The organism is Psychrobacter piscatorii, from assembly GCF_043641605.1.
GTDB classification, from domain to species: Bacteria; Pseudomonadota; Gammaproteobacteria; order Pseudomonadales; family Moraxellaceae; genus Psychrobacter; species Psychrobacter piscatorii_C.
Window position 1 is genome coordinate 1 of the sequence record NZ_JBHZRK010000009.1, and the last position, 26,398, is coordinate 26,398.

Consider the following 26,398-nt stretch of genomic DNA (forward strand, 5'->3'; position numbering starts at 1 on the left):
GCTCGTAATTTTAAGTCAATGCTTTATCTGGCATGTACTATCGTTCATTGTAAGATGAATTGAAGACACGCCCTAGTCGTTTCAACCTCTGCTATGGCACATGACCCAAAAATGCATGCTGAAAAAGATCAGATGAACTGTGAAAAAATGGAAAAGCACATGCAAATGATGGGCAAAATGGATCATAGTAAAATGGATATGAAGGATCCTGCTATGAAAGCCATGATGACCAACATGAGCAAAATGAAAGCGATGTACCAAAAGCACTGTGTTACTAGTAAAAGTGATTCTTAGACATTGATCGTAGAAATTCAATATTATTGTTAGATGGTTTTGTCGAGCAGTAATTGGGTATTAACAAAAATGGATTTTTAGGACAAAACTATGAAGTTTTTACTAGGGATACTGCTTACTGTCTTTGTCGCTATTGTGGGCATTTTTATTGTGGTGACTAGTGGCGTGATAAATATCGGTGCTGATCAAGTCCATAGTCCGCTGGTTTACAATTTTTTAGAAACGGCACGTACGCGTTCAATAGCAAATGCTAGTAAGGACATTGCTGTTCCAAACCTAGAAAAGACAGAAATGATCAGCTCGGGCGGGGCAGACTATAAAGATATGTGTGCAGGCTGTCACTTATCTCCTGGGGTAGAAAGTACTGATTTTAGTGCAAGTTTATATCCAAAGCCGCCCAATTTTACCAATACTGAATTGGTTGAACGCTATAAAACAGATGCCGGTGCTCAGCAAGCCTTTTGGGCCATTAAACACGGTATTATGGCATCAGGTATGCCAGCATGGGGCGCTTCGCACGATGATGATAGAATGTGGGCAATGGTCGCTTTTATCAGATCGTTACCTGAATTAAATGAAAACCAGTACACCATGCTAACGACTAGGATAGACGATGATATGTTGGGCATGTCATTTGATGGTGAGATGGATATGTCAGGTGATGGATCCGGAATGCAACATTGATTTTTCGTAAAAGATGCAGTGCTTAATAGTGCTGCCTTTTGCGATTTGAGTTTTAAGCTTTACCAGTACTACTTTGGTCAGTGTTACGGCTTTAATTTTTATAAATGTGATCGTCAGATAGACGCTCAGGAGTGGTTTTATGAGACGCTATACTAATAGATTTATTAATGAACACAACCTGTTATCTGGCCGTGTGCTCTCAGCGATTGTGGTATTGCCATTATCGTTAACGATAGCCGCTTGTAGTCAACCTAACGCGACTACTGCTGACTCAAAACCAGCGACTGAGCCAACTACCGCTACGCAAAAAACCGCTCTAGTAGAGCAACCACAAGCCGAAATAATACCTGTCAGTGCTCATTCAGATACCCAATCAACTATTTTGCGAAATGTGTCAGCCACCGTCTATAAAGATGCCAATTGTGGTTGCTGTAAAGAGTGGGTCGGCCACGCAGAAGACAATGGGTTAAGCGCAGCTGTCCATGATGTTGCCGACGTGTCTTTGTTTAAAGATCGTTATGGCATACCACAGCAAATGCGCTCTTGCCATACTACCGTTACTACCGATGGCTTTGTCTTTGAAGGCCATGTCCCTGCCAAATATATGGCGCAGTTTCTAAAGAACCCGCCAAGTGATGCGATTGGCCTTGCCGTACCTGGCATGCCAGTTGGTAGCCCTGGTATGGAATATCAAGATAAATTTATGCCATATAAAGTGATGCAGCTTAACAAAGATGGCTCAACAGCCATTTATGCAACCATTGACTCACCGCAGCAGCAAATCTAGTTTGATTAAAACATTACATAGCTCATTCTGTTCTATTAATGAGCCAACAGTTATATGAACTCAACTCCCATTTCACGGATTAAGTTAGGTAAATTATTATGAACAAGAATATGTTCAATCGCAGGCGTTTTTTGACAGGGTCTTCTACTTTGTTAGGGGCATCCATGCTATCTACGCTGCCGTCCATTGCCAATAGTGCACTCGGTAAAGGTCAACAAAACGTAGCCGTCAACAGTGATAAAGCTGACCATATCGTACCCATCTTAACTGGCAACGAGTTTGACCTGTATGTCAGCAAGAAGCCCGTTACTGTCAATGGCAAGTCGAGTATGGCAACACTGATTAATGACTCACTACCAGCACCAACGCTAAAGATGCAAGAAGGCGATACCGTAACCATTCGTGTTCATAATCAGATGGATGAGTCGACCTCTATCCATTGGCATGGTTTGCTCGTTCCATTTGAGATGGATGGGGTACCAGGTATTAGCTTTGATGGTATTCCTGCGAACAGTACCTTTACCTATAAATTCAAACTCATTCAATCGGGTACGTATTGGTATCACTCCCATACTGGCTTTCAAGAGCAAACTGGGATGCGCGGCGCTATCGTCATTGAGTCTAAAGGCCGCGAACGCCACCCAGTCGCCGAAGATCATGTGATCGTGCTGAGTGATTGGACACACCGCGATCCGCATAACTTACTGAAGCTACTCAAACAGCGTGCAGACTTTGATAACTACCACTTGCCAGATTTTAAAAAGCTATTGGCTGATATTGCCGCAACAGATTTAGAAGCTGCTTATGACAAGCGCAAAATGTGGAATCAGATGCGCATGATGCCGACAGATTTTACTGATCTATCTGGTGAGAAGACCTTTACGTATCTGATGAACGGTAAAACCACCGCAGCCAATTGGACACAACTAGTGAAAGCGGGACAGCCTGTCAAACTACGCTTTATTAATGCCTCAGCACAGACGATATTTGATGTGCGTATACCGGGTCTAAAAATGACCGTCGTCTCAACGGATGGCAATGATGTCGCGCCTGTTGCGATTGATGATTTCCGTATTGGGGTGGCTGAGACTTATGATGTCATCGTCACGCCGACCAAAGACGCACATACCATATTTGCCCAAAACATCGATCGTTCAGGCTATGTCGCGACCACGCTTACAACCAAAAAAGGTGCGCGAGCTGCCATACCTGCTATGGACAAGATCGAATGGCTAACCATGGCAGATATGATGGGTGCGATGGGTGATAAAGGCTACAAAGCAAAACACGCCAAGACCGAGTATGACTTCAAATCTGATATGCGCGTCGACAGTCCACGTATGAACCTTGATGATCCTGGTATTAACCTGCGTGAGATTGATAGAAAGGTTTTAACTTATGACCAATTACGCTCTGTCGATGAGGCCATATTTGCGGAGCAGCGCCAACCTACTAGAGAGATTGAGCTACATTTAACGGGTAACATGGAGCGCTATATTTGGGCGTTGGATGGTGTCATGTTTAAGGATGCGACCCCTGTCAATATTAAGCCAAACGAACGCGTACGTATTACCTTAGTCAATGACACTATGATGAACCATCCGATGCATTTGCATGGTATGTGGAGTGATTTGCGCACGCCATCTGGAGACTTTCAGGTACGTAAACATACGATTGTGGTGCAACCAGCACAAAAGATTAGCTTTGATGTGACGGGTGAAGTTGGACGATGGGCATGGCATTGCCATCTGCTTTATCACATGGAAGCCGGTATGTTCAGAGAAGTTGCCGTTGTTTAACAAACCTTCAAATATGAGGCTTATTATGAAAATATCTAAGAAAAATCTGCCATTCATTGGTTTGTCATCGCTAGTCTTGCTCACATCATCTTTTGCAACGGCTGCTGATATGTCTGATATGGACCACAGCGGCATGGATATGTCTGGTATGGATCACAGCGGCATGGATATGTCAGGCGATATGTCTGATATGGATCACAGTGGTATGGACATGTCGGGCGATATGTCTGATATGGATCACAGTGGTATGGACATGTCGGGCGATATGTCTGATATGGATCACAGTGGCATGGATATGTCAGGCGATATGTCTGATATGTCTGATATGTCTGATATGTCTGATATGGATCATAGCAGCATGGATATGTCTGGTATGGATCATAGCGGCATGGATATGTCTGGTATGGATCACGGCGGCATGGATATGTCGGGCATGGATCATGGCAGTATGGATATGTCTGGGATGCAGGGCGGGCAGCCACCAGCTAATGCTCGTAGTCCAGACTATTCAAATGGGGTTCCCTACGGGCAGTATGGTAAGCCAATGATGATGGGCAGCATGCCATTATGGGGAGTATCAGTAGACGACTTGGGCTATCAGTTTGATGAAGACCAAATCAACTTCGAGGCGACGGGTTGGTACGGTACTGATAGCAATCGTATAAGACTACGTACCGAAGGTAGTGCTCAGACTAAAGATGATAAAGAAATAGATAGCTTGAGCTCCCTTGCTTATTGGAAACCACTGAGCATTTTTTGGAATGGTGAAGCTGGTGTCGCTTACGATACTGAAAACGATAACGCTGCAGTGATGGCAGGTATTGTCGGCACCGCGCCGTATTTCATCGAAACGGATGCGAGAGCCTACTTATATACCGATGGTCAACTTCGTCTTGATTTAGGTGCAGAGTACGAATGGCGTTTGGATCAGCATTGGGTAGTCATACCGGAGGTGGGGTTGACTGCTTTTAGTAAAGATGACCATGATAATGGCATTACCAAGGGTTTTAATGAGATGGAAACTGAGGTTAGGCTGACTTACGAGACATTCAGTCGCCAGCTAGCCCCTTATGTGGGTGTTAGTTATGAGACAGCGCTTGGCAAGGCTCGTGGTCAACGACGTCAAGAAAATGAATCGGTTGATAGCAGTAGTTTGACTGCGGGGGTCAAATTCTGGTTCTAATATTATTAAAATAATAGGGGATATACTATGAATGCTTCAGATCAAAACAGCATGAATCATCAACAGGGCATGAACCCTTATGTAAAGTTCACTCTGATGATTGTGACGTCTACGATTGTGATGTACATCATGATGTATTTCAATACTTATGAATGGGATCATATTTATTTTAGTGAAACCCGAGCTTACATGGCGCTCTACATGGGTGCCGGTATGGCAGTGGTCATGTTGGCATTTATGACGAATATGTATAAGAAGACCAAAGTCAATTTAATGATCTATGGTCTAAGCGTATTGATGTTTGCTGTTGGTATTTGGGGTGTTAGATCACAAGCAACTGTCGATCAAGTCGATTGGATGCAAGCGATGATACCGCATCACTCGATTGCCATTCTCACTAGTAGTCGCGCTGATATTGAAGATCCGCGTGTACAAAAGCTTGCTGATGATATTATAAAAGCGCAAAAGCGTGAAATCGCTGAGATGAAGCAATTGATTGATGAGCTTGAATAACGATCTATACTGATAGGAATATTTTAAACAAATAAAATAATGGTCTATCAAATGATAGACTTAAGCATATAGGTCTTTTTATTCAAAGCTACTTTCACTACAGAATCAAAACATTGCTCATGAAAAAGCAATAAAAGGCTGAGTATGCATGGTTCACTTTCCCTACCGGCCTTCTGGCTGCTGCAATTGTTGTCTCTTTTAGTGCTTACTCCTATATCAAAATCTCTAACGCTTACCCGTCAGCTGGCGGTGCTGCGACGTACTTGCATCAAGTATATGGAGACTGTTTGACGACCGGTTTTAATGCTCTGCTGATGTAATTTTCTATAATTATTGCGCAGAGCTTTCTGGCTCGGATGTTCGGGTCATATACCATACCGTTGTTTGGTGGTGACGAAAGCGGTGTATAGCATCCACCAAGGAGAGTCAAGATGAACGAATTGAATTCAAAAGCGAATACTTTAAGAATTGGTCCTGTGGGCAACAGCGTGTCTCTGTTTCTGCTCATTAGCTATCTCTTGTGCATAGGCTTTGGCCTACTCGCACCTGAGCAGATAAGCATGCATGAGGCTTGGGCACCGCTGCTACCTGGTTTTGAGTGGCTGACATGGTCAGGTTTCCTAATTGGATTTGTCGAATCCTATCTTTATGGTTGGTATTTTGCGATTGTGTTTGTACCGCTATATCGCTGGTTTGCCAAAGCAGGATGAGTCTAGCGTAGCCATTGAATCTTCGGCTCAGATAGGTCAGCTATGCTGAGAACGACGGACAGTGCACCAATCTTGGATGGGATCAAAAGCTGGCGACTTAGACCTAAACTATCATTGCAATCAATAACGGGAACATAGTCATGAAACACGATACGACAAAAAGTACTTCGGACAGCGAAGACCATGATTGCTGTGATGGGACAGCGAATACAGGCATAGAATCCAATAAAGATATCGCTTACGATAAGGTGCCAGCTGGCTACAGCGGAACCGTTTATACCTGCCCTATGCATCCCGAAGTGAGAGATGTTGAAAAAAGCGATTGCCCAATATGCGGTATGTTTCTCAAACCTGAGGGCGAGGTTACTGATGAAGACAGTCATGCACACTGTCATGGAAAGGATACTGACCGTACTAAGGTAAACTCTATAAAAGGCGGCAAGTACGATAAGGTGCCAGCTGGCTACAGCGGAACCGTTTATACTTGTCCCATGCATCCCGAAGTCAGAGATGTTGAGAATAGTGGTTGTCCCATATGTGGCATGGCACTTGAATCAGAGACTGTTACTAGTGGTGAAGAGGATACCTCAGAGCTCGATGACATGACTCGGCGTTTTTGGATTTGTACCGTGCTGACCGTCCCTTTGTTTTTGTACGCAATGAGCGATATGGTAGGTATAAATCTGGACAGCTTCATTCAAGGCGGTCAGGGTGATATCGCTGGGCAGATTGCGCAGTGGATACAGTTGGCGCTTGCGGTACCAGTGGTGTTATGGGGAGCAGCACCTTTCTTCGTACGAGGTTGGCAATCCATAAAAAGTCGCAATCTAAATATGTTTACCTTAATTGCGATAGGCGTAGGTACCGCGTTTGGTTTCAGTCTGATAGCGACCTTTATTCCGGGCATTTTTCCAGACAGTTTTAGGGATGCCTCCGGTCGAGTCGGTGTGTATTATGAAGCGGCAGCGGTTATCACGACACTGGTACTATTAGGTCAGGTTCTAGAGCTTAAAGCCCGAAGTCAGACTTCTGGTGCAATCCGAGCACTGCTTGAGCTCGCACCACCAAATGCAAGGCGGGTCGATGACAACGGCGTTGAGACAGAAGTCTCTCTTGACGAAGTCGTCAGTGGTGACAAATTACGGGTTAAGCCAGGAGAGAAGCTGCCTGTAGATGGTACAGTGCTTGATGGCAATAGCAACGTTGATGAATCAATGGTCACTGGTGAACCACTGCCTGTTTCAAAGGTACAAGGCGATACGGTTACTGGCGGTACAGTAAATGGTACAGGAACGCTATTGGTCGAAGCGGTCGACGTCGGTGATGATACGGTATTGTCTAAGATCGTCAAGATGGTTGCCGAAGCCCAACGCAGCCGCGCGCCCATACAGAAACTCGTTGATAAAGTAGCAGGTTGGTTCGTGCCCATCGTCCTTATTTGCTCCGTCATCACTTTTATCGTTTGGGCAATATTCGGACCTACGCCAGCGATGGCTTTTGCATTGGTTAATGCTATTGCGGTTTTAATCATCGCTTGCCCTTGTGCGCTGGGACTTGCCACGCCGATGTCAATCATGGTGGGCACGGGTAAAGGTGCGCAGAATGGTGTACTTATCAAAAACGCTGAAGCGTTAGAGAGTATGGAAAAAGTCGATACTATCGTTGTCGACAAAACAGGCACCTTGACCGCAGGTAAGCCAGAACTCACGGCTATCGAGGCACTTGGCGGCTTAGATGAGAATGAGCTGCTTATCCTTGTTGCAGCGGTAGAGACCGCCAGCGAGCATCCTTTAGCAGAAGCTATCGTCAATGCTGCAAGGGCAAAATCTCTCGATATCGTCAACGCAAGCGATTTTAGCTCCACCACAGGCGAGGGCGCACAGGCTCTCGTTAATGGCAAGCAAGTAGCGGTCGGTAACTCAAAGTTTATGAAGCGTCTTGATAGTTTTGACAGTGCACTTTCAGAACGCACTGACAAACGCCGAAAAGATGGTGAAACCGTCATGTTCGTAGCCGTAGATGGGCAAGCCGCTGGTCTAATCTCAGTCGCTGACCCGATCAAGCCAAGTACTAGTGAGGCAATATCACTATTGCATCAAGCTGGTCTGCGGGTGGTTATGCTGACAGGAGATAATGAGATAACTGCCAAAGCCGTTGCTAATAAACTTAATATTGATGAAGTCCATGCTGATGTCTCCCCAGAGGACAAGAACCGAATTATCAAAGAGCTACAAAGTAGCGGCAAAATCGTAGCGATGGCGGGAGACGGTATCAATGATGCGCCTGCGCTTGCACAAGCTGATGTCGGTATTGCTATGGGCACAGGTACCGATGTGGCTATGGAAAGTGCAGGTATTACCTTAGTGAAGGGTGACTTAATGGGTATTGTCAGAGCATATAAACTAAGCCATTCAACCATGCGCAACATTAGGCAAAATCTGTTCTTTGCCTTCTTCTACAATGCGCTTGGTATACCGCTTGCGGCAGGCGTGCTGTACCCATTCTTCGGACTGTTGCTCAGTCCAATGATAGCGGCAGCAGCCATGAGTCTCTCTTCAGTATCAGTTATAGGTAACGCGTTAAGATTACGTCGTCTGAAGCTATGATGTTGGCACTGTAAAAGACATTCTTAGCGCAGTCATAATTACGGGTTTTATCAAGACCTCAAAATATAAGGATAACGTTATGGGTAGTTTCTCTATTACACATTGGCTGATTTTATTGGTAGTAGTGGTTGTCGTATTTGGCACTGCTAAGCTCAAAAATGCGGGTAAAGATTTAGGTGGTGCGGTCAAGGGTTTTAAAGAAGCGGTAAAAGATGAAGAAACCGAACACGCGCGCAAGAAACAGGTGCTTGATCATGAAAATAGTACTTCAGCTACCGACTTAAATATACAGTCAGGCACTCAGGTTGATGATATGGAAATTAGACCTGTCACCACTGAGGATAAGCACAAAGTATAAAAAGTGCCATTAGCTGACGATACTCACTCGCCTATTCATTACTATATTTGACTGTTATGTTTGATATCGGATTTTCCGAGTTACTCTTGTTCGGCGTCATCGCCTTGATTGTATTGGGCCCAGAAAAACTGCCACAGGCTGCACGTACGGCTGGGCAATGGTATGCCAAATTGCGTCTTATGATATCCACCCTACAATCTGAAATAGAGTCTGAGCTTGATCTGGCTGAAACACGAAAACAAATGCAAGACGAGTTGGCGAAAATCCGCCAGACTGAGACAGATATGAAGCGTGAGCTGGCAGAGATGCGCGGTAACATGCAAAAATTTGAAGACTCACAGAATCATCACTTAAATGAGCCACATCAGCCAGTCGCCCTTGATGAGCAAGATCATCAGCCCACTAGCGCCTCCTCTTTAACCACACAGGAGGCAGATAAATGAATCTATTTAAACGACAAAAAAGCCGACAACAGAAGATAGCGGATACAGAGCTTGAGGCGACAATAGACACGGCTGATAGTCATAAGTCTGATGATGCGCTGAGTGCACTTGGTGACATGCCTATTACGGCGCACTTGATAGAGCTACGCGCCCATTTAATCAAGATATGCGTAGCGGTTTTGATTATATTTTTAGCATTGGTAGGGTTTTCACGTGAGCTCTATACTCTTCTATCAGACCCTTTGGTTGCTCAGTTGCCTGCTAATTCGACTATGATTGCGACCGATATCACTTCGAACTTTATGGCACCCATTCGTTTAACGATTTTTGTCGCTGCATTTTTAGCGATGCCTTATATCTTGTATCAAATTTGGTCATTCGTCGCGCCTGGTCTTTATAAAAAAGAGAAAAAAATAGCCATTCCAGTATTACTGTCTTCAATATTTCTATTTTATACGGGTGTTGCCTTTGCCTATTTTGTCGTACTCAAAAGCGTATTGAAGTTTTTTATCCTATTTGCACCGCAAAATGTCATACCGATGACTGATATTGACAGTTATCTGAGCTTTGCGCTCAAATTGTTTATGGTGTTTGGACTAACTTTTGAGATTCCAGTGGTTACCTTGTTGATGATAATGGCTGGTATCGTATCTACTCAGAGTCTAGAGAGTAAACGCCGATATATTATTGTTGGTTGTTTTGCAGTGGCAGCGATAGTGACACCGCCCGATGGTGTCTCAATGCTATTGCTAGCAATTCCAATGTGGCTACTATTCGAGCTAGGTTTGTTTTTAGCAAAAGTACTTATCAAAGAAGAGCGTAAAACTGTCTGACCTTACAAAGTAACTAATTCATAAAATAGATATATTGCAAAATGACTATTTTATACAGTAACTATAGAAATAACCTTATCTTAAATATTTCATATACCTTCTTTATTTTGGCTGTCCCTTAAACCCTATCAGTACATTCACTAAACTTAGTAATGAGATGTAAATGGAACACCTAAGCAATAACCAAGAAAAAGAGAATGACAATCTTGCAGATCAACTCAATCAAGAGTGCTATTGCCATACTCTAGATCGCAAAGCACTTAATACCAGCCTGCAAAATCAATTGTCAGACACTAGAGACAACCCAATAGGAGATAATGAACTTAATCAGCTTTTTTCAGCAACACCTGTGTTCGTACCCAAAACAGAGATAGAGACAATGGTGCGAATCGTTGAAGCTATTGAATCAGCTGCTAGGTTACCATCGTACCAACAGCAAGTACTGTCATGGGCACCTAATATCGCGGCTTTCGATCCAGGGCCAATAGGGGCCTTTATGGGCTATGACTTTCACTTAGGGAGCGATGGTCCTCAGCTTATTGAGATAAATACTAGTGCTGGAGGCGCATTTTTAAACGTAGCACTTGCCCGCGCACAAAAACAATGCTGCCACCCTTCCGAGCAAAGTGCTGCTACTACTAAAATGCTTGAAGGGTTTCAAGAATCCGTCACTAATATGTTCATACAAGAGTGGCAGCGACAATCAGCTACTGCCATGCCCAACCGCATAGCTATTATTGATAATGATCCTAAAAGCCAGTTCATGTATTTAGAGTTTCAGCTGGCTTGTAAACTACTTCAAGCTAAGGGCATTGATACCGTTGTACTTGATCCGTCTGAACTTAACTATGTTGATGGCAAGCTGACAGCCTATGGCAAACCCATTGACATGATTTATAATCGATTGGTCGACTTCGCATTTGAGGAACCTGACCATGCGCTGCTTAAGCAGGCGTATCTAGAGGGTGCTGTGGTAGTGACACCTAATCCTCATGTACATGCTATATTGGCCAACAAACACAACTTAACCTTACTATCCGATACGCAGACATTGCGTGCTTGGGGGCTAGATAACGCTGCCGTTGAATATCTAGAAAACTCTGTACCAAAGACGCGAATAGTTGCAAGAGCTGATGCAGCGGAGTTGTGGCGTACTCGGCGAGACCTGTTTTTTAAGCCAGTGGCTGGTTATGGAAGCAAGGGCGTCTATCGTGGTAGTAAGCTGACTCGACGCGTTTTTGAGAACATACTGGATGAGGATTATATTTCACAGACTTTTGTGCCTGTAACAGAGCGAGTGCTAAAAATTGATGATATCGTAACAACAAGAAAGGTAGATATACGTCTTTATACGTATGGCGGAAAACTGTTGATACTTGCTGCGCGTGTGTATCAGGGTCAGATGACTAACTTCCGTAAGCCAGGGGGTGGGTTCGCGCCTGTCTTTCAGGTGTGATCGTCTAGGTCTTATTTAGATGGCATTAGGCTGTGATCAGTCCGGTTGACTAATTCAACATTCTTCTTACCTAATAAAAGGTGGTTGTATATTTATGATTGTCTATTATTTTCGGCACGCTTTTTAAAACACTTCGAAATCAATTGAAGCTAGAGATAGAGGGGATTACCAAAGGAGCTAGATTGTTTTAGAGCTAAATTCTATCTAAAGTCACAATAAAACGTCACCTGAAGCCATATACTTAGTAGTATATTGCAGCTAAAATCCTAAGCATACTCAAAAGCACATATATGACAAGCGCACGGGGCAAATGCGTTAATAAGATGCATTTGCCTACTTAAGCGTTATCAATTCAACTTCTTTTATCCCACTCCAGCTTTCCTTTAAATGGTCAGTGTCCTCAAAATTATGAAGCCCATTATTCCTTTCCGTTAAAACATTCGGGCAGCGTGTTTATAACATTAATTCATTGCACTTGTGCAGGGAAGCCACCCTTTGCTAAAGCAGCCGTCATCTGCTCAGTACTTGCAATGGTTTCGATACTGACCATTTTGGCTGCTAGATCCATGTCAACCTTGGCATTTGAGTCGATATCGTGAATGATGGCTGTCACACCACGAGCACAGCCGCCACAGTTCATGTTTGTAATCCATAGTTTCATAGCCTTTCTCCAAATAAGTTTTATTTCATTACTAAGCTTAAGCCTTGTCATGATGGTAAGGTCAAACACATTTTTAAAAAACATGCTTGACCTTACCATTATGTCAACCTATATGCTGTTGATAACAGATTGAACATAATAGAGGGTGTTATGAATTCAGAGAATAGTAAGCCTTATCTTTACAATGAAACATTGCCCATTGAGGGTATGACTTGTGCTTCCTGTGTGGGACGAGTGGAAAAAGCATTAAAAAAGGTTGGAGGCGTTGAAAATGCTGAGGTGAATCTAGCGACTGAAAACGCCATGATTTCCTCGTCTCAACCTTTAGATCTTATCGCAGTAACCAAAGCAGTAGAACGAGCCGGTTATAAGGTTTTGGCATCTCAGCCAATCGAGCTGTCGATAGAAGGGATGACTTGTGCTTCCTGCGTGGGACGGGTAGAAAAAGCATTAAAAAAAGTCGAAGGTGTACAACAAGCAAACGTCAACCTTGCTACCGAACGAGCATGGGTACAAGGCAACGCTCAAGTACAGAGCAGCGATTTGATTCAAGCCGTTAAAAAATCGGGATACACGGCTAAACAGATTGAGCAAAGTGTGAGTGTTCAACAGGATAAGAAAGCCACGGAACAGCAGCAGCTCAAACGAGATTTAATCATCTCTTTGATTTTGGCCGTCCCTGTTTTTATTCTAGAAATGGGCTCACATATAATTCCAGCCTTTCATATGTGGGTGATGCACAATATCGGCACTCAACAAAGCTGGCTAATTCAATGTGTTTTGACGACGCTGGTACTCGTCTTTCCAGGGAGACGTTTTTATCAAAAAGGCATTCCGGCATTATGGCGCTTGGCCCCAGATATGAACTCATTGGTAGCGGTTGGTACATTGGCGGCTTATGGTTTTTCATTAGTCGCAACATTTATTCCACAAGTTCTACCTAAAGGCACTGTAAATGTATATTACGAAGCAGCGGCTGTGATTGTAAGCTTAATTTTATTAGGGCGTTATTTTGAAGCAAAGGCAAAAGGACGTACTTCTCAAGCCATCCAGCATTTAGTTGGCATGCAAGCAAAAACAGCGCGTATTCATCATAACGAACAAGTAGTTGAAGTCCCGATTGCAGAAGTGACCACTGCAATGATCGTTGAGATTCGTCCCGGTGAGCGTGTTCCAGTCGATGGGGAAGTTATTGAAGGTCAAAGCTATATTGATGAATCTATGATTACAGGTGAACCCGTTCCTGTCAAAAAACAAGTCGGTGATCAAGTGGTAGGAGGAACGGTCAATCAGAATGGCACATTGAATTTTCGGGCAACTACCATTGGCGACTCGTCGGTATTGGCGCAAATCATTCGCATGGTTGAACAGGCTCAAGGGGCTAAATTACCGATTCAGGCATTGGTTGATAAAGTTACTATGTGGTTTGTTCCCATGGTCATGCTTTTAGCGACTCTGACTTTTGCTGTGTGGTTTGTTTTTGGTCCTGAACCTGCTTTGACGTTCAGTCTTGTCAACGCCGTTGCCGTCCTAATTATTGCTTGTCCCTGTGCAATGGGATTGGCAACACCTACCTCCATTATGGTTGGTACAGGTCGCGGTGCAGAAATGGGCGTCTTATTCCGTAAAGGTGAAGCGTTACAAGCTTTACAAGACGTTCAAGTCATTGCGGTCGATAAGACCGGCACATTGACTGAAGGCAAACCAACCTTAACGGATTTTTATGTCCAACAAGGATTTGAACACGAACAAGTCTTGCGTATTGTGGCATCGGTTGAAGCAAAATCTGAACATCCCATTGCCTTAGCCATCGTTCAGGCAGCTGAGCAACAAAATATTAGCTTATTACCGATTACTACTTTTGACTCTATGACGGGATTTGGAATCAAAGCGGAGGTGGCAGGTCAAGCCGTTCATATTGGTGCTGATCGTTATATGCAGCAATTAGAACTTGATGTTACTCCCTTTAAAGACAAAGCGGCACACTTAGGACAAGAAGCTAAAACCCCCATATATGTCGCGATTGATCAGAAATTGGCTGCTATTATTGCCGTTGCAGACCCTATTAAAGACACCACTTATACCGCTATTGCAGGTTTACATCAACTGGGCTTGAAAGTGGCGATGATGACAGGCGACAATCGCCATACTGCGCAAGCGATTGCAGCAAAACTAAATATTGATCAAGTGGTCGCAGAAGTGTTGCCTGATGGAAAAGTAGATGCGATACGTCAACTGCAACAACAATATGGACGAGTGGCTTTTGTTGGTGATGGTATTAATGATGCACCCGCTCTCGCTCAAGCTGATGTCGGGCTGGCAATTGGGACAGGGACAGATGTGGCGATTGAGGCAGCAGATGTGGTGTTGATGTCAGGTAGTTTACAAGGGGTTCCTAATGCGATTGCTTTAAGTAAGGCCACTATCAAAAATATTCGACAAAATCTATTTTGGGCATTTTTCTATAACATTGCTCTAATTCCAATTGCCGCAGGGGTTTTATATCCAGCATTTGGAATTTTGTTGTCACCCATTTTTGCAGCAGGAGCAATGGCCTTATCTTCTGTTTTTGTACTAGGTAATGCCTTACGTTTAAGGTATTTTCAGGTGCCCGTGATTAAAACGTAGATACTGTTAATATAGGGTTAAAGTAGCTGTTTGGCTTTAACCCTTTTTATATCAGGAGGAAAGTTATGAATATCGGTCAAGCGTCAGAGCAATCAGGAATCTCTCCCAAAATGATCCGCTATTATGAACAGATCGAATTGCTTGATGCCGCAAAACGTTCAAATTCAGGGTATCGAATCTATTCTAAACAAGATATAGACGATTTATGCTTTTTGAGACAGGCTCGTGATTTAGGTTTTTCCTCCAAACAGATGAAAGAGTTGCTTGATTTGCGGAAAAATACAGATCGGCAGAGTGCTGATGTTAAACAATTGACACTGCACCATATCGCAACTTTGAACCAAAAAATAGCTCAATTGCAAGATATGGTGAGCTTATTACAGGTTTCTGCTGATCATTGCTCAGGTGATGCAAACGCCGATTGTGCCATATTAAAAGATCTTGAACAAAGCCAATAGAGTCTTATCTATTTTTCTTATTCATATATTAGTCTGAAAAAAGCATACATAATTTGACATTACCTTACTTCATAGTCGTAAATGTAAAGTACCATCTTACTATTAGATAAACAAAAACCTACAATCCTAATATCTATCAGTTCACTTTTATCTGGATTTTCTTCATCTTTTAAGTAACCGTCTATGAAGTAAGTCATATGTTTGTAGAACGGTGGACCCATGTAAGTTCCTAGTGTAATTGTACTATCTCTTATTGTTCGAACTGATAAATGTTTCGGATTCAGTTCTATAGGCAGTTTGGTGGCTACAATATCGCCAGCTATTATCTCCTTTGCAACCGCAGGTCGCTGGTGGCAAAGCGGTCGTGATAACAAATTTTCTATGCCCCCTTTTCTAGGCAAGGCTCATTGGCAAATTGTCTTGTTTTCAATCGTTATGTACTTGGTGGTTTATGGCTTGGGTAACGCAGGAATCACGGCATATGGCGCGCAAATACTAAACTGGTTAGGACATCAAGGTAACGTCATTGCGACGGTCGGCACAGGCTTTCTATCAGCTATCGTAGCATCTGTAGTGAATAATATGCCGTCAACGCTCATAGGAGCACTGGCGATTGATAGCGCCCAAGGTCCCGTTGCAACGCGTAATTTGATGATTTATGCCAATGTTATTGGTAATAATTTAGGGCCAAAACCCACCCCAATTGGTAGCTTAGCAACCTTGTTATGGCTACACATACTGGCGGAAAAGGATTGTAAAATCAGCTGGGGTCAGTATATGAAGATTGGCTTACTAATCACGCCATCTGTACTACTCGTAACGCTTTTAGCTTTAGTGTTTTTGTTACCTAGCGTTTAAGTCAGATCGCATTTATTTTGCTCTATAAAAGGATCTGTAAATGGTCTGACGTTTTATCAAATTTTTAAAAATCTTGGGAAAGTATGTATTCTTGACTAAAAAAGATTAATCTTAAAGCTTTGTAGTGCGGTTGCGAATAGTGCAAAAAATAAAGCCGTCAGCAAGCTACTAGACAACAGTGCCATACCAAAACCAAATTTGTTGAGCAGGTAAGGGAATAACAAGAAAAAAGGCAACGTTCCGAGAACATACCAAAAGGTATAGTAGGCGTGATTACTTATCTTAGCGATTGGCTGTTTTTCAACATACAGCCAAATTAAGGTAAGGAGCGTGACTAAAGGCAAGGAGGCAAGCAAAGCACCTATTCTATCGCTACGTTTAGCAACCTCAGAGATAATAACAACCAGTGAGGCAGTGATTGCGTATTTAAGCCATATATTCAAGGTACTCTCCTAGACACAGAATCACTCCATTCAGATTTTATTAATTTCAACAGAGACATGAGAAATTTGAGGTAGGGATTCTGATAATATTTTTTTGTATTCTTCCGTACTTAAAGGGGATGATGAGGAAACTGAAAGGATGGCAGCTTGGTGGGTTGAGGCTATTTTCCAGACATGAATATCGTTAATAAACGTATTTCTCTTATCAAGAGTCTGCGATATCTTCTCAAAAGTTGAAACATCAACAGAGTGATCTAAAAGCACGCTACTCGATTCTTTAATTAATCCATAAGACCAGTGAAGAATCACTATTGCTCCGACAATACCCATGACAGGATCAATCCAGATGATGCCCATATATTTACCGATTAATAACGCCACGATAGCAAGCACAGAAGTGAGTGCATCCGCTAAAACATGTAAATAAGCCGCTTTCATATTGTGGTCATGGTCATGGTGATGGTCATCTTTAAGTATAAATGCCGACACTATGTTTACGATTAGACCGACAACAGCAACGATAATGGCTTCGTTAAAATATATATTGTTTGGCTCTATTATTCGTTGGACTGATTCTAAAATCATTAATAATGCGACAATGGCTAATGCAATGGCACTCGCAAAACCACCGAGATAATTTACCTTACCCGTACCAAAACTAAATGATTTATTATTAGCGTTCTTTTTAGCGTACGAATAAGCAAAAATGGCAATAAGAAATGCAGCTGAATGCGTGCCCATGTGCCACCCATCAGCAAGTAATGCCATAGAGCCAGACCATGTACCAGCAGCGATCTCTAAAACCATGATTATCGTCGTCAACCAAAATACAATCTTTACTTTAGATTTGTTTTGGGCGCTATCGACACCGAAATCATGAGAGTGTTCCCACTGAATAGTTGATTCTTTCACGTTTTAAATCCTTAGCTGTGTATGAAAAGATAGCAATCTTATGTATTATAAACATCATCAATAAATATACTGCCCCCCAGTATAAAATAAGGTAATAAAAATAATGTCACACACTCAAAAAAGTAAGAGCAAGCTACTAGGACGTATCAGACGTATCAAAGGTCAATCGGTAGCAATAGAGGCTTCATTAGAAGGTAATCCTGAATGCATGGCTCTTTTGCAGCAAATAGCGGCATTAAAGGGGGCGGTAAACGGTCTTATGAAGGAGGTCTTAGAAGAGCATATAAGAGAACATTTAGGGGCAGAAGGCATTACCCAGCAACAACGACAACAAGAAATAGAAGACGTGTTATCTATTCTAAAAACTTATATGAAGTAGAAAATTAAGAGTAAAAATATCTCAAAAGGTACTGGCTTATTGTACTAGGAATACTATTATTGGCGCTAGCATTGGTCGCGTTTAGGATTAGGATGCTTTATGAGTCGCGTTCAGTTAATGATGACGATACTCGGATCAATGCAAGTCATAAAACACTGCTATCGTTAGCCATAGCTACCAGTCTCGATGCCATGGCAGCAGGCTTTACGTTAAACCTGTTGGCTGTTAATGCTTATGTTGCCTGTTTAATCATGGCACTGACGACCGCTGTTTTAAGTGTCTTAGGAGCTTATATAGAACGCCAATCAGGGACATGGCTCGGCAGTTGGGCAGAAGCGCTTAGCAGTTTGGTGTTGATTGCAATTGGAGTAAACAGGATGGTTTGAATCGACTAAAAGTATATTAAGAGGCACTCAGATTTTTATAATTAAATTAAATAAAATCATAACAGCTACTGCTAAAGCTACAAATGTTATCTAATTATTTTTAATCGAGATCACTATATTCATTCGATGGTTTTAGTAATTATAGTATCAATTTAAATTGTTAACACTAAAGCTACTTCTCCAGTTTAGCCTGATTGTTCAATGCTCCGCGTGTTGTATCAAGCAAATCTGCGACGTTGTTTAATAAAACATAGTCTTTCGGATTTTTTGCCTCCCTATTAAATATCTCACTCCATATTGGGCTTTTATGCTTTTGCGTTATTTCTTTAAGACTTTTATACAGGATTCCAGGTTTAGATAATGACAGCATCGATATTGCTCGAATAAAATCCATAAAAATAAAGTCAATAACATCCTGATCAAATTCCTTATCAATTTCACTTTTGTGCTCTGGTTTAAAATTATGTTTAGATGTTCTGTAACTTAAGAATATAGTGTTACGGTTATTAAGGTCTTTGCGATTGAATACTGGTGAAAAACAACCTCCGATTAGCAGATATTTATTAGTATCTTCACTTATTAGTGATACATTATGAATAGGTAAGCTCTGATAACAGTTAAACTTATCAGTTATACACTTGATGTATGTCTCTTGCCCTCCTACGATATACGCACTCATCATTAATTTATAAAGCTTCCCAGCTAACGGATGCAATCTAATATTGGTACTATCGTTAATAGTAATAGTTTTAGCCTCTAATCTCACAATATTATTCCTTATTTGAGTTTGATTTTTTCAATTTTTTCGCCTATCAAGATATATACGTAATGACAAAATATTTGTATTGTTCTAACATTCCACTGATTGATAGGCATATTCGAGGCCACTCTGTTTTTTATTCTCTCGGACTCAGTTTGACTAGCCAGTGAAAGCTCAACTCGAATTTTCTTTTGATATAACATCCTTTTTATTACTTTATTTTCAATTTTATTTATCTGCGATCGAGAAATAGCTTGCAACACAAACTCCCATGAATCTTTATCTTGTTTTGAGGCTTGCTTGTAGTGATATAGCTTTAAGCGGATGTTTTTCTTATATACAAGTTGACAGATTATTCCAAGATAGCTACTTAAGTCTTCTGCTTGATCAAACATAATATAGTTTCTGTGGTATTGAGCATGGGTAAGTATGTAATGAACAAATCGAAGAATAGATTTTTTATCTTCATCTTTACTCTGTTGATACAAGCTACGAAATTTATCAGTCATTTGTAACATGACCTTCCTATCAACACCGTATTTATCTTTAACAGGTAATAGGGTAGTAATATCCTTCGAACTAAATAGTCTTGGATTATCTTTTTTAGTTTGAAATTTAGGCGCTTGGATGAGCTGCTGTGCATTGTAATACCACTGTTTTACTATTTCCTCACTCACATCGAACGGATTTACAAGATCTTCAAAATTACCATTGGGGTCGTAAATACTCAAAAGCTGGTGAACTTCATCAAAAGCAAATCTTTTAATTTGTTCATTGCGCTCTACATCGAGAATTCTGCTATGTTTTGGTTTAGGTAGTTCTGACAATTTGAGTTTGCTCATCAGGTAATCGTTGATCTCCTGAGAAGCATCTTTAATAATAGACTTTTTTCTTCTAGGTATCTTTAATAGTTCACTGTGTTCAACAGATAATTGAAAATCAATATTCCACAGCAATAGCCCAGTTTCAATATCTGTAAAATGCACATAAGATGAAAACGTTGTGTTGGGACTGGCATGACCTGCAATACCCGCTAATGAATAAATCTTCTTATAAGCAAGATTGGTCTCGAAACAATTCATAATACCTATAGCTTGATCATCTTCGTAAGGCAGTAGACTTTTTAAGAAGGCTGTGCTCGGATGACTGGCAAATTGATAGTCTTTATCATATAAAAACGAAATTAATTGCAAATTACTTAGACAACTATGTCGCAGATGATGCGTAGTGAGATAGCCTAAACCCGTAACTTCTTTTATAATACTGCTAAGCATTTTTGATAGTGCTTGAGCGTTGTAAGGTATGCCATCTTGACTAGAAATAAGCGTTTGGCCATTAACATTTGAACGTCTGCCATAAACACGCCTTAGCAATTTAATATCAGATTCTGTTAGTAGCTGTGCAAGCAACACACGACGCGTAGCCGATAGACTTTTATTATTACCAAGTTTATTGCTACGAATCTCTAAGTAATTCTGAGTTTTTGATACATCGCTTAGTCGTATTTTAACAATTTCGCCAATTCTAAGACCACAACGGTGTCCCAATATCAAGGCTAGGCTTAATGCATGCTTCTGATCAACTGTTACTTTAAGTTCGTCAATTTTAACCATGATGGCTTGGAACATATTTTCTGAAATATAGCCTGCTTTATGGTGCGATCTTTCATCTTTAGATAGATTCGTCATAGGCTCAACGTTATAGTATTGAACCATATACTGATGAACTTCACTAATGACTGCAGCAGCTTTATTTTTAGCATTATCACTCTTGCTAAGCTCAATCATCTCGTTATATAGTGCTACAAAATCTTCTTTTTGATAATCCTCTAAAATTACATTTTGAGTAAGTGCAAGCCAGCGATTAGTAACTCTATTACTATAAGTTTGAATACTGCTTACTTTACAGCTAGCGGTCTTTGACAGTAGGAAACCAACAATGACTATTTCACTGAGAGGCGCATCATTACTAATTAATCTTTTGTGAAGCTCTGTTAGCTCTTTAGTAAATACTTTCTTAGAGATTTTCGTAGTAGAATTTCTTCTAAATAGTTTGGCTATTTCAACTGTTAATTTGGGGTTGGATCTTACTATAGCGTTGGAAGTGCTTATTTGTTGATCAATTAAATCTCCTTGCTGACTATCTACATTATGCTTAACGTTGTAGATAAGCGACTGCCAATTAGATGTTGATAAACTATAGGTGGTCTCTGTAGTGTCAGCAATGATATACCAAGCGTGTTCTGGCATATCCAATGACAAATAGCTTTCAAGTACATAAATTGCTCCACTCAAAAATTTATTTAAGCCAAAATTTATATTTCCATTCTGATTTTTTTCAATAGTCTGTATTCGCTTATAAAACCCGTATATATTTAAGTTTTCAGATTTATTAACTACCGCACCTTTCCTGTTTTTGAGATAAGACTGAACCATATATGTAGATAATGGTGAGAGAAAAACTTGTGCCTGATGCACAGCTTTCGCGTCTATATACATATTTGTATGATAAGAATTATCATCAATAATTATAGTGATAACTGGTAGCCCAGAAATTTTTTCAATAACTAAGCGTTTCTTAGATATTTGATCTAGGATTGCCTGTAGCACTGCCGCTTTCAATACTGCACTATGAAATACTAAACTTAAAAAGACGTCACTTTCGGTTATATCTGTCGAAGCTTTATTTTCTAAAGTTTTCATCCACTTCAGATAGAAGTCTAGTACTAGTTTACTGTTTTCAAACCACTCTCTAGTGCGAAAAGATTTTGGACGAAATGAGTTGATTATCAGTTTTGGAAATCCAACATCAATATTTTTATCTTCTATCCTCTCTTGGCAGTACTTAATAGCATGATTGTAACCTTCAGAATATTTTTTTATATCTTGAAAATGCTTGTTAGTGGATAACTTATTATCAAATTCTTGCCACATTAAATTAAAAAGCTGTTGCTGATCTTGAGACTCTTCGATTTCGATAAAACTGATATGTTGATCAATTAATTTTTGTGCTAATAGAAAGCGTTTTTGTTCTTGCTTATCACGCTTTGCTTCTCGAATCTCAATACCAGATTGTCGATTAGTCATCATGATAGCTCCAATTGAATAGCTTTAAATCCGATTCCATCAATTAATTCATTAAGTATTTGGGCAAATTCTTTAAGATCACTTCGTTTCAGTCCACTAAATCGATCATAGAAACTAAAGCCCAGCTCATCAGAATGTCCCATCCATGCACTAACCACATCGTGCCCAAGGGGCTTGTCTGATAAGTAAGTTTCAAATGAATATATGCCAATGTCTGAGCTTCTAAGTGAACGTATAAAATGTCTATGCCAATTTAAAGGGAGCAAAATGTATGCTGATAAACGCTCTTTTATGAATGTGCTGTCAAGCCTCTGCTCAGTGACAGTATTGGTGAGTACATCTAATTTTAGATAAGTGATTAGTCCAATCTTTCCCTCTAAAATATCTATATAGATGTGACCAAGATCATTATCTAGCTTGTTCAGTAGATTACCGTTTATCTTGATAAATTTTTTATACTCGTCAATCTGCTGGCATACTATTTTTGGTAAATAGATAAACCTACCGATAGCATCAAGTTGAACCTCTTTATCGCTGATAAAGTACATTCCTGTTCTAGTATCTATATCTGATAATCTACCAAATGGCTCAGTAACAGGACGATGGCCACTTGCGATAGACATCAATAAATATAAATAGTCCATAAAACGATTATGTAGAGACACAATAGTGTTCATTTTGCTTAAATCTAGATCTTCAACAGCATATTCTACTTCTTTCCGTAGTTTTATAACTATCTCTTCTAGTTTTATCTGATTGATAGCCAACGCGCTTCCTATATTCTTATCCCAGTAACTCGTTAACTCCTCATCAGGTAATTCAAACAGCTTATAAATATTACTGCTGGCGTGGTCAGGATCATATTTATCACCGAGTAACGCTATCAGATGGTTCATATATTCGCGCTGACATCTAAATAAGTCATACTGGCTAGTATTGAAGTAGGGTAGGGCTGAATGATGATGCACGGGGGAACTAGTAAGCACTTCTATCAGAGCTTTATCTATGCTTTTTTGAGTCAAAAAATGCGATAGGTAGTTTTTAATCTTATTAATACTCAATCTTAAACCAAACTTTTTATTAAGCTCTTGAAGTTCAACTTTTGCTTGGGCATAAATACAATTCGCTATAGAGTCACTAGTATCTCGCACCATTTCAACGTGCATTAAACCCACGGGTTGTGGCATGAATAAGTAAAGATCCCTACTATTATCAGCGCATAATGATTTGTCCCAATCATCATCAATACGACTACGTGATGGCTGAAACGTTAATCGATAGCGATAACCGTTGAATCCGAGCCGTAACTGTTCAGAAGTATATATGTCATGAATACCTGTAAGTAATAGCATGTATAGATATAATACTGATTGTTGAGATATATCGAATCTAAACTTATTTTCTTCGTACTCATGCTCATATTCGTACTCTCTATCAATCGACTCAAAATCGAGCTTACTTAGTTTACTGGCTATGTGTTCGACCAGAATTTTTATTTCATCTTCATGCGCTGAATTAACATCAGTGACCTGGCTCATAGCATTTTTTCGGCGACTATTCAGCTGACCTTCAGCTTTTGCAAGGTCGATATAGTAATTGCTTGGATCGGTGATAAGTACTTGCTCAAAAGACTCTCTCTCATCGTCTTGACGCTCACCAACCTCAAAATCTCCACCATCGCTAACATCTTCAGCGATATTAACCAAATCATTGACTGTATTTCCGGTTGTATCATCATAGTAGGATGCGCCACTAACAACATGATAAGTAGTACTGGTAATTCGGGTAATACCAGAGTCATCTTTAAAAAAGTTTTCTAATGGCAAGATATATTCGTAGAGATAGTGAGCTATGCGTTCATTAATTTCGGATTGGGCCTCGCTAGAGTATAGTGCTACTTCAACGCTCAAGAGCTTACTTTTATATTTTTTAATCTCTAACTCAAATGCTTCAGGAGATCTATTTAACCACCTATTATAGTTATCGTTCTCTTGCGCTTGGATTAGATATTCTTTAATATATTGTAAGTTTCTGAGTTCAGTCATATCTGGCAAAAAAGGAATCAAAAAACTACGAGTTTTATTTGTTAAAAAACGACATTCATCAAGTGTAGTTTCAATTCGACTATCATAGTCACTCAGTTCTACCATTCTAAGGCATAAGAAAAGGTACAAAGAACGAATAGTATTTACTTTAGTGGACTCCGCACGGTTTACCAAAAAATTAACTAAATATAGCTCTTTCATGTTCTGATGAGGTTTTCTTATACCCTTAAGAAAGACTTTATGATCTATTCCTTCCTCATAAATCTTTAGCTTTTCTGACTCTTCTAGAGTACTATCCAAGCCTTTGGTCGCTATCCATGTAGATAAAATTTTATACTCGTTGTAAAAGTCTGATCTAAATTGCTCAGGCAAAGTATCTTTCAAAAATTTTAGCTCTATTATTAGGCTTTCAATCTCACTAGGATTAGCGAATTCAAGAAGATTTAGCTTTAACCAGTCCTCAATAATATTATCTTCACCATCCATGATTACGCAACCTTTATAAGCTATTTAAATAACTGTAACTCCATTTATGCAAAGCATCCACCCATAAAATAAAAAAAGACATCTATTTGGATGTCTTTTTGTTAAATATAGGTATTTTCATGGATTTTGTAATATACCTCGCTCTATCAGTAGCTTATCTAAAGCACTTCCATCTTGACGAGTTAGGTTGGGCACATAACGCGAATAGACTGTGAACAACATTGTAGTGCTGCTATGACCCATTTGTGCAGCAATCCACTCAGGAGACTCACCAGAGGCAAGCCAAAGAGTGGCAGCCGTATGCCTTGATTGATAGGGGTTACGTATATCAAGCTCTAGATATCGCAGTAACGGATACCAAACGCGCTTTGTCACATTGCGATGACTCAAAGGAGTACCTGCTCTTGTACTAAAAACAAACTCGCTATGATGTTTGGTTAGGCTCTGCTGCTCAATCAATGCATCATAAACCAATTGGTTCATCTGAATGATACGATTAGAGCCGGAAGTTTTAGTATCACCTATAACGCCCTTAACCACTGCTTGATCAATAATGATTTGTCGACGCTCAAAATCAATATTTTTCCAAGGTAAACCGTCAATTTCACCTGTACGCATGCCTGTAAAAAACCGTACCGTAAAGTATGGCTTATAATCTACTCTAACGTTTTCAATGATCAGCATGACTTCCTCTAAAGTAAAAGGACTAACACTGCTTTTAGCTACACTTAGTGGCTTTATGTTTTTCCAAGGGTTCTCAAAATTGAAACGCTCAGATGCTTCTATAATTACCATACGTAATGGAGTCATAATATGGTTGATGCGAGACGCTGATAAAGGTCGTCCATTATTTCCTTCTTTGACTAAATTGCCCCGAAAAGCCATTATTTTAGCTTTGTTAATGGTATTCAGTGGCACATTGCCAAAATGGGGGAGTAGATAAATCCTAAATATATTCTCTACATTGTCTATTTGAGAATCCCGCCATTCTGGCTTTTTCTCCTCTATCCAAACTTTGCTGAAGCTATCAAAGCTTGAGTTTGAATCCTTATGACTGTTTGTTGATCTCATAAGTTCTAAGCTTTTAAACTTCTCAATCTTTTTACTTTGCGGAAAATAGTTTTCATATTTAAAACTACCCAACTGAATTTCAGCCTCCATTTTACTAACGAAGTTTTCTAAACGCTTTCGATTAGGCTTAGTGTCAGCCAGTAATGTTTGTTCTCTACAACGTTGACCTATATATCTAAAATCTACATACAGATTGCCATTACGGCTATTAATACTTGCCATGATTATGCTCCCGCTGCAAATGGAATGGTATCGTCGTAGCCTGTCAACATTAACTCTTCAATTTTTTGCCATATAAAAAGGATTTTCCTCCCTCCAAACGGCTTGATATAATGAACCCCCTCAATAAATACCGCATCTTTAAGTTGATTGCGTATGGTCTTACTGTCATATTTAATGCGTTGTGACAGCTCTTCGGTTGTTAAATAGGTATAACTCATAGTAAAATCCTTACTAAAGATTAAAGTGTTATTATTTAATAGCTTTATGACCTGCTATAGAACATAATTTACACTAAAAATAATCTTTTGCAAGACATTTTTATCTACAGTAGGTTATT

24 protein-coding genes and 1 pseudogene are annotated in these 26,398 nt (G+C 40.4%); 17 read left to right on the forward strand and 8 right to left on the reverse strand.

Translation table 11 applies throughout. The features are described from left to right. Window positions 1–93: 93 nt before the first annotated feature. The 12 genes from ACHUET_RS09345 to ACHUET_RS09400 all read left to right on the forward strand — a co-directional run bounded on the left by ACHUET_RS09345 (window position 94) and on the right by ACHUET_RS09400 (window position 11,666). Entirely contained in the window at window positions 94–294 is a 201-nt protein-coding gene (locus ACHUET_RS09345) for a hypothetical protein (RefSeq protein WP_394212365.1), read from the forward strand. A gap of 90 nt (window positions 295–384) precedes the next feature. Next, entirely contained in the window at window positions 385–978 is a 594-nt protein-coding gene (locus tag ACHUET_RS09350; protein ID WP_394212366.1) for a c-type cytochrome, read from the forward strand. A gap of 139 nt (window positions 979–1,117) precedes the next feature. Continuing rightward, window positions 1,118–1,765, forward strand: a complete 648-nt coding sequence (locus ACHUET_RS09355; RefSeq protein ID WP_394212368.1) for a DUF411 domain-containing protein — start codon at window positions 1,118–1,120, stop codon at window positions 1,763–1,765. A gap of 98 nt (window positions 1,766–1,863) precedes the next feature. Further along, window positions 1,864–3,564, forward strand: a complete 1,701-nt coding sequence (locus ACHUET_RS09360) for a copper resistance system multicopper oxidase (RefSeq protein WP_394212370.1) — start codon at window positions 1,864–1,866, stop codon at window positions 3,562–3,564. Between the two features lie 25 nt (window positions 3,565–3,589). Continuing rightward, window positions 3,590–4,747 carry a copper resistance protein B gene (locus ACHUET_RS09365; protein ID WP_394212372.1) on the forward strand — a complete coding sequence of 386 codons (1,158 nt, stop codon included), beginning with the start codon at window positions 3,590–3,592 and terminating at the stop codon, window positions 4,745–4,747. Window positions 4,748–4,774: 27 nt separating this feature from the next. Beyond that, on the forward strand, window positions 4,775–5,260 hold the full coding sequence (locus ACHUET_RS09370) for a DUF305 domain-containing protein (protein WP_057758571.1): 486 nt from the start codon (window positions 4,775–4,777) through the stop codon (window positions 5,258–5,260). Window positions 5,261–5,691: 431 nt separating this feature from the next. Further along, the gene (locus ACHUET_RS09375; protein ID WP_057758573.1) at window positions 5,692–5,970 is read left to right on the forward strand and encodes a DUF5676 family membrane protein; all 279 of its coding nucleotides are present in this window, start codon (window positions 5,692–5,694) and stop codon (window positions 5,968–5,970) included. Window positions 5,971–6,110: 140 nt separating this feature from the next. After that, on the forward strand, window positions 6,111–8,576 hold the full coding sequence (locus ACHUET_RS09380; RefSeq protein WP_394212374.1) for a copper-transporting P-type ATPase: 2,466 nt from the start codon (window positions 6,111–6,113) through the stop codon (window positions 8,574–8,576). Window positions 8,577–8,655: 79 nt separating this feature from the next. Further along, complete coding sequence (gene tatA, locus ACHUET_RS09385; RefSeq protein ID WP_394212375.1) at window positions 8,656–8,934, forward strand: Sec-independent protein translocase subunit TatA; 279 nt, start codon at window positions 8,656–8,658, stop codon at window positions 8,932–8,934. Window positions 8,935–8,990: 56 nt separating this feature from the next. Continuing rightward, window positions 8,991–9,377, forward strand: a complete 387-nt coding sequence (tatB, locus tag ACHUET_RS09390; protein WP_394212377.1) for a Sec-independent protein translocase protein TatB — start codon at window positions 8,991–8,993, stop codon at window positions 9,375–9,377. After that, the gene (gene tatC, locus ACHUET_RS09395) at window positions 9,374–10,210 is read left to right on the forward strand and encodes a twin-arginine translocase subunit TatC (RefSeq protein ID WP_394212379.1); all 837 of its coding nucleotides are present in this window, start codon (window positions 9,374–9,376) and stop codon (window positions 10,208–10,210) included. The genes tatB and tatC overlap by 4 nt, the downstream gene beginning before the upstream one ends. A gap of 163 nt (window positions 10,211–10,373) precedes the next feature. Beyond that, window positions 10,374–11,666, forward strand: coding sequence for an ATP-grasp domain-containing protein (locus ACHUET_RS09400; RefSeq protein ID WP_394212381.1), 1,293 nt, complete (start codon window positions 10,374–10,376; stop codon window positions 11,664–11,666). 466 nt (window positions 11,667–12,132) lie between these two features. Here the strand turns inward: ACHUET_RS09400 and ACHUET_RS09405 are convergent, their stop codons facing one another. After that, window positions 12,133–12,327, reverse strand: a complete 195-nt coding sequence (locus ACHUET_RS09405; RefSeq protein ID WP_394212383.1) for a heavy-metal-associated domain-containing protein — start codon at window positions 12,325–12,327, stop codon at window positions 12,133–12,135. 150 nt (window positions 12,328–12,477) lie between these two features. On the opposite strand from ACHUET_RS09405, the gene ACHUET_RS09410 reads away from it, so the two are divergent. From ACHUET_RS09410 to ACHUET_RS09420, 3 genes are all read left to right on the forward strand, one after another. Continuing rightward, window positions 12,478–14,955 carry a heavy metal translocating P-type ATPase gene (locus ACHUET_RS09410; protein WP_394212385.1) on the forward strand — a complete coding sequence of 826 codons (2,478 nt, stop codon included), beginning with the start codon at window positions 12,478–12,480 and terminating at the stop codon, window positions 14,953–14,955. Between the two features lie 65 nt (window positions 14,956–15,020). Next, window positions 15,021–15,413 carry a MerR family transcriptional regulator gene (locus tag ACHUET_RS09415; RefSeq protein WP_394212386.1) on the forward strand — a complete coding sequence of 131 codons (393 nt, stop codon included), beginning with the start codon at window positions 15,021–15,023 and terminating at the stop codon, window positions 15,411–15,413. Between the two features lie 300 nt (window positions 15,414–15,713). Then, a complete protein-coding gene (locus tag ACHUET_RS09420) occupies window positions 15,714–16,271 on the forward strand; it encodes an ArsB/NhaD family transporter (RefSeq protein ID WP_394212388.1) in 558 nt (185 codons plus the stop codon). A 95-nt stretch (window positions 16,272–16,366) separates the two neighbouring features. Here the strand turns inward: ACHUET_RS09420 and ACHUET_RS09425 are convergent, their stop codons facing one another. Together ACHUET_RS09425 and ACHUET_RS09430 are read right to left on the reverse strand one after the other, a co-directional pair. After that, on the reverse strand, window positions 16,367–16,714 hold the full coding sequence (locus ACHUET_RS09425) for a DUF3147 family protein (RefSeq protein WP_394212389.1): 348 nt from the start codon (window positions 16,712–16,714) through the stop codon (window positions 16,367–16,369). A gap of 30 nt (window positions 16,715–16,744) precedes the next feature. Then, a complete protein-coding gene (locus ACHUET_RS09430) occupies window positions 16,745–17,626 on the reverse strand; it encodes a cation diffusion facilitator family transporter (RefSeq protein WP_394212390.1) in 882 nt (293 codons plus the stop codon). Window positions 17,627–17,729: 103 nt separating this feature from the next. Here ACHUET_RS09430 and ACHUET_RS09435 point away from each other — a divergent pair, with 103 nt between their 5' ends. Both ACHUET_RS09435 and ACHUET_RS09440 read left to right on the forward strand, forming a co-directional pair. Further along, on the forward strand, window positions 17,730–18,005 hold the full coding sequence (locus ACHUET_RS09435; protein WP_394212392.1) for a metal/formaldehyde-sensitive transcriptional repressor: 276 nt from the start codon (window positions 17,730–17,732) through the stop codon (window positions 18,003–18,005). A gap of 35 nt (window positions 18,006–18,040) precedes the next feature. Further along, window positions 18,041–18,391, forward strand: a pseudogene (locus tag ACHUET_RS09440) (manganese efflux pump MntP); the annotation flags it as partial. A 172-nt stretch (window positions 18,392–18,563) separates the two neighbouring features. Here the strand turns inward: ACHUET_RS09440 and ACHUET_RS09445 are convergent. The 5 genes from ACHUET_RS09445 to ACHUET_RS09465 all read right to left on the reverse strand — a co-directional run bounded on the left by ACHUET_RS09445 (window position 18,564) and on the right by ACHUET_RS09465 (window position 26,279). Beyond that, complete coding sequence (locus tag ACHUET_RS09445) at window positions 18,564–19,157, reverse strand: hypothetical protein (protein ID WP_394212393.1); 594 nt, start codon at window positions 19,155–19,157, stop codon at window positions 18,564–18,566. 11 nt (window positions 19,158–19,168) lie between these two features. Continuing rightward, a complete protein-coding gene (locus tag ACHUET_RS09450; RefSeq protein WP_394212394.1) occupies window positions 19,169–22,240 on the reverse strand; it encodes a tyrosine-type recombinase/integrase in 3,072 nt (1,023 codons plus the stop codon). After that, window positions 22,237–24,768, reverse strand: a complete 2,532-nt coding sequence (locus ACHUET_RS09455) for a hypothetical protein (protein WP_394212396.1) — start codon at window positions 24,766–24,768, stop codon at window positions 22,237–22,239. Before ACHUET_RS09455 ends, ACHUET_RS09450 begins: the two co-directional genes overlap by 4 nt. A gap of 117 nt (window positions 24,769–24,885) precedes the next feature. Continuing rightward, a complete protein-coding gene (locus ACHUET_RS09460) occupies window positions 24,886–26,061 on the reverse strand; it encodes an Arm DNA-binding domain-containing protein (RefSeq protein WP_394212398.1) in 1,176 nt (391 codons plus the stop codon). 2 nt (window positions 26,062–26,063) lie between these two features. Next, window positions 26,064–26,279 carry a hypothetical protein gene (locus ACHUET_RS09465; RefSeq protein ID WP_020442991.1) on the reverse strand — a complete coding sequence of 72 codons (216 nt, stop codon included), beginning with the start codon at window positions 26,277–26,279 and terminating at the stop codon, window positions 26,064–26,066. Between the last annotated feature and the right edge of the window lie 119 nt (window positions 26,280–26,398).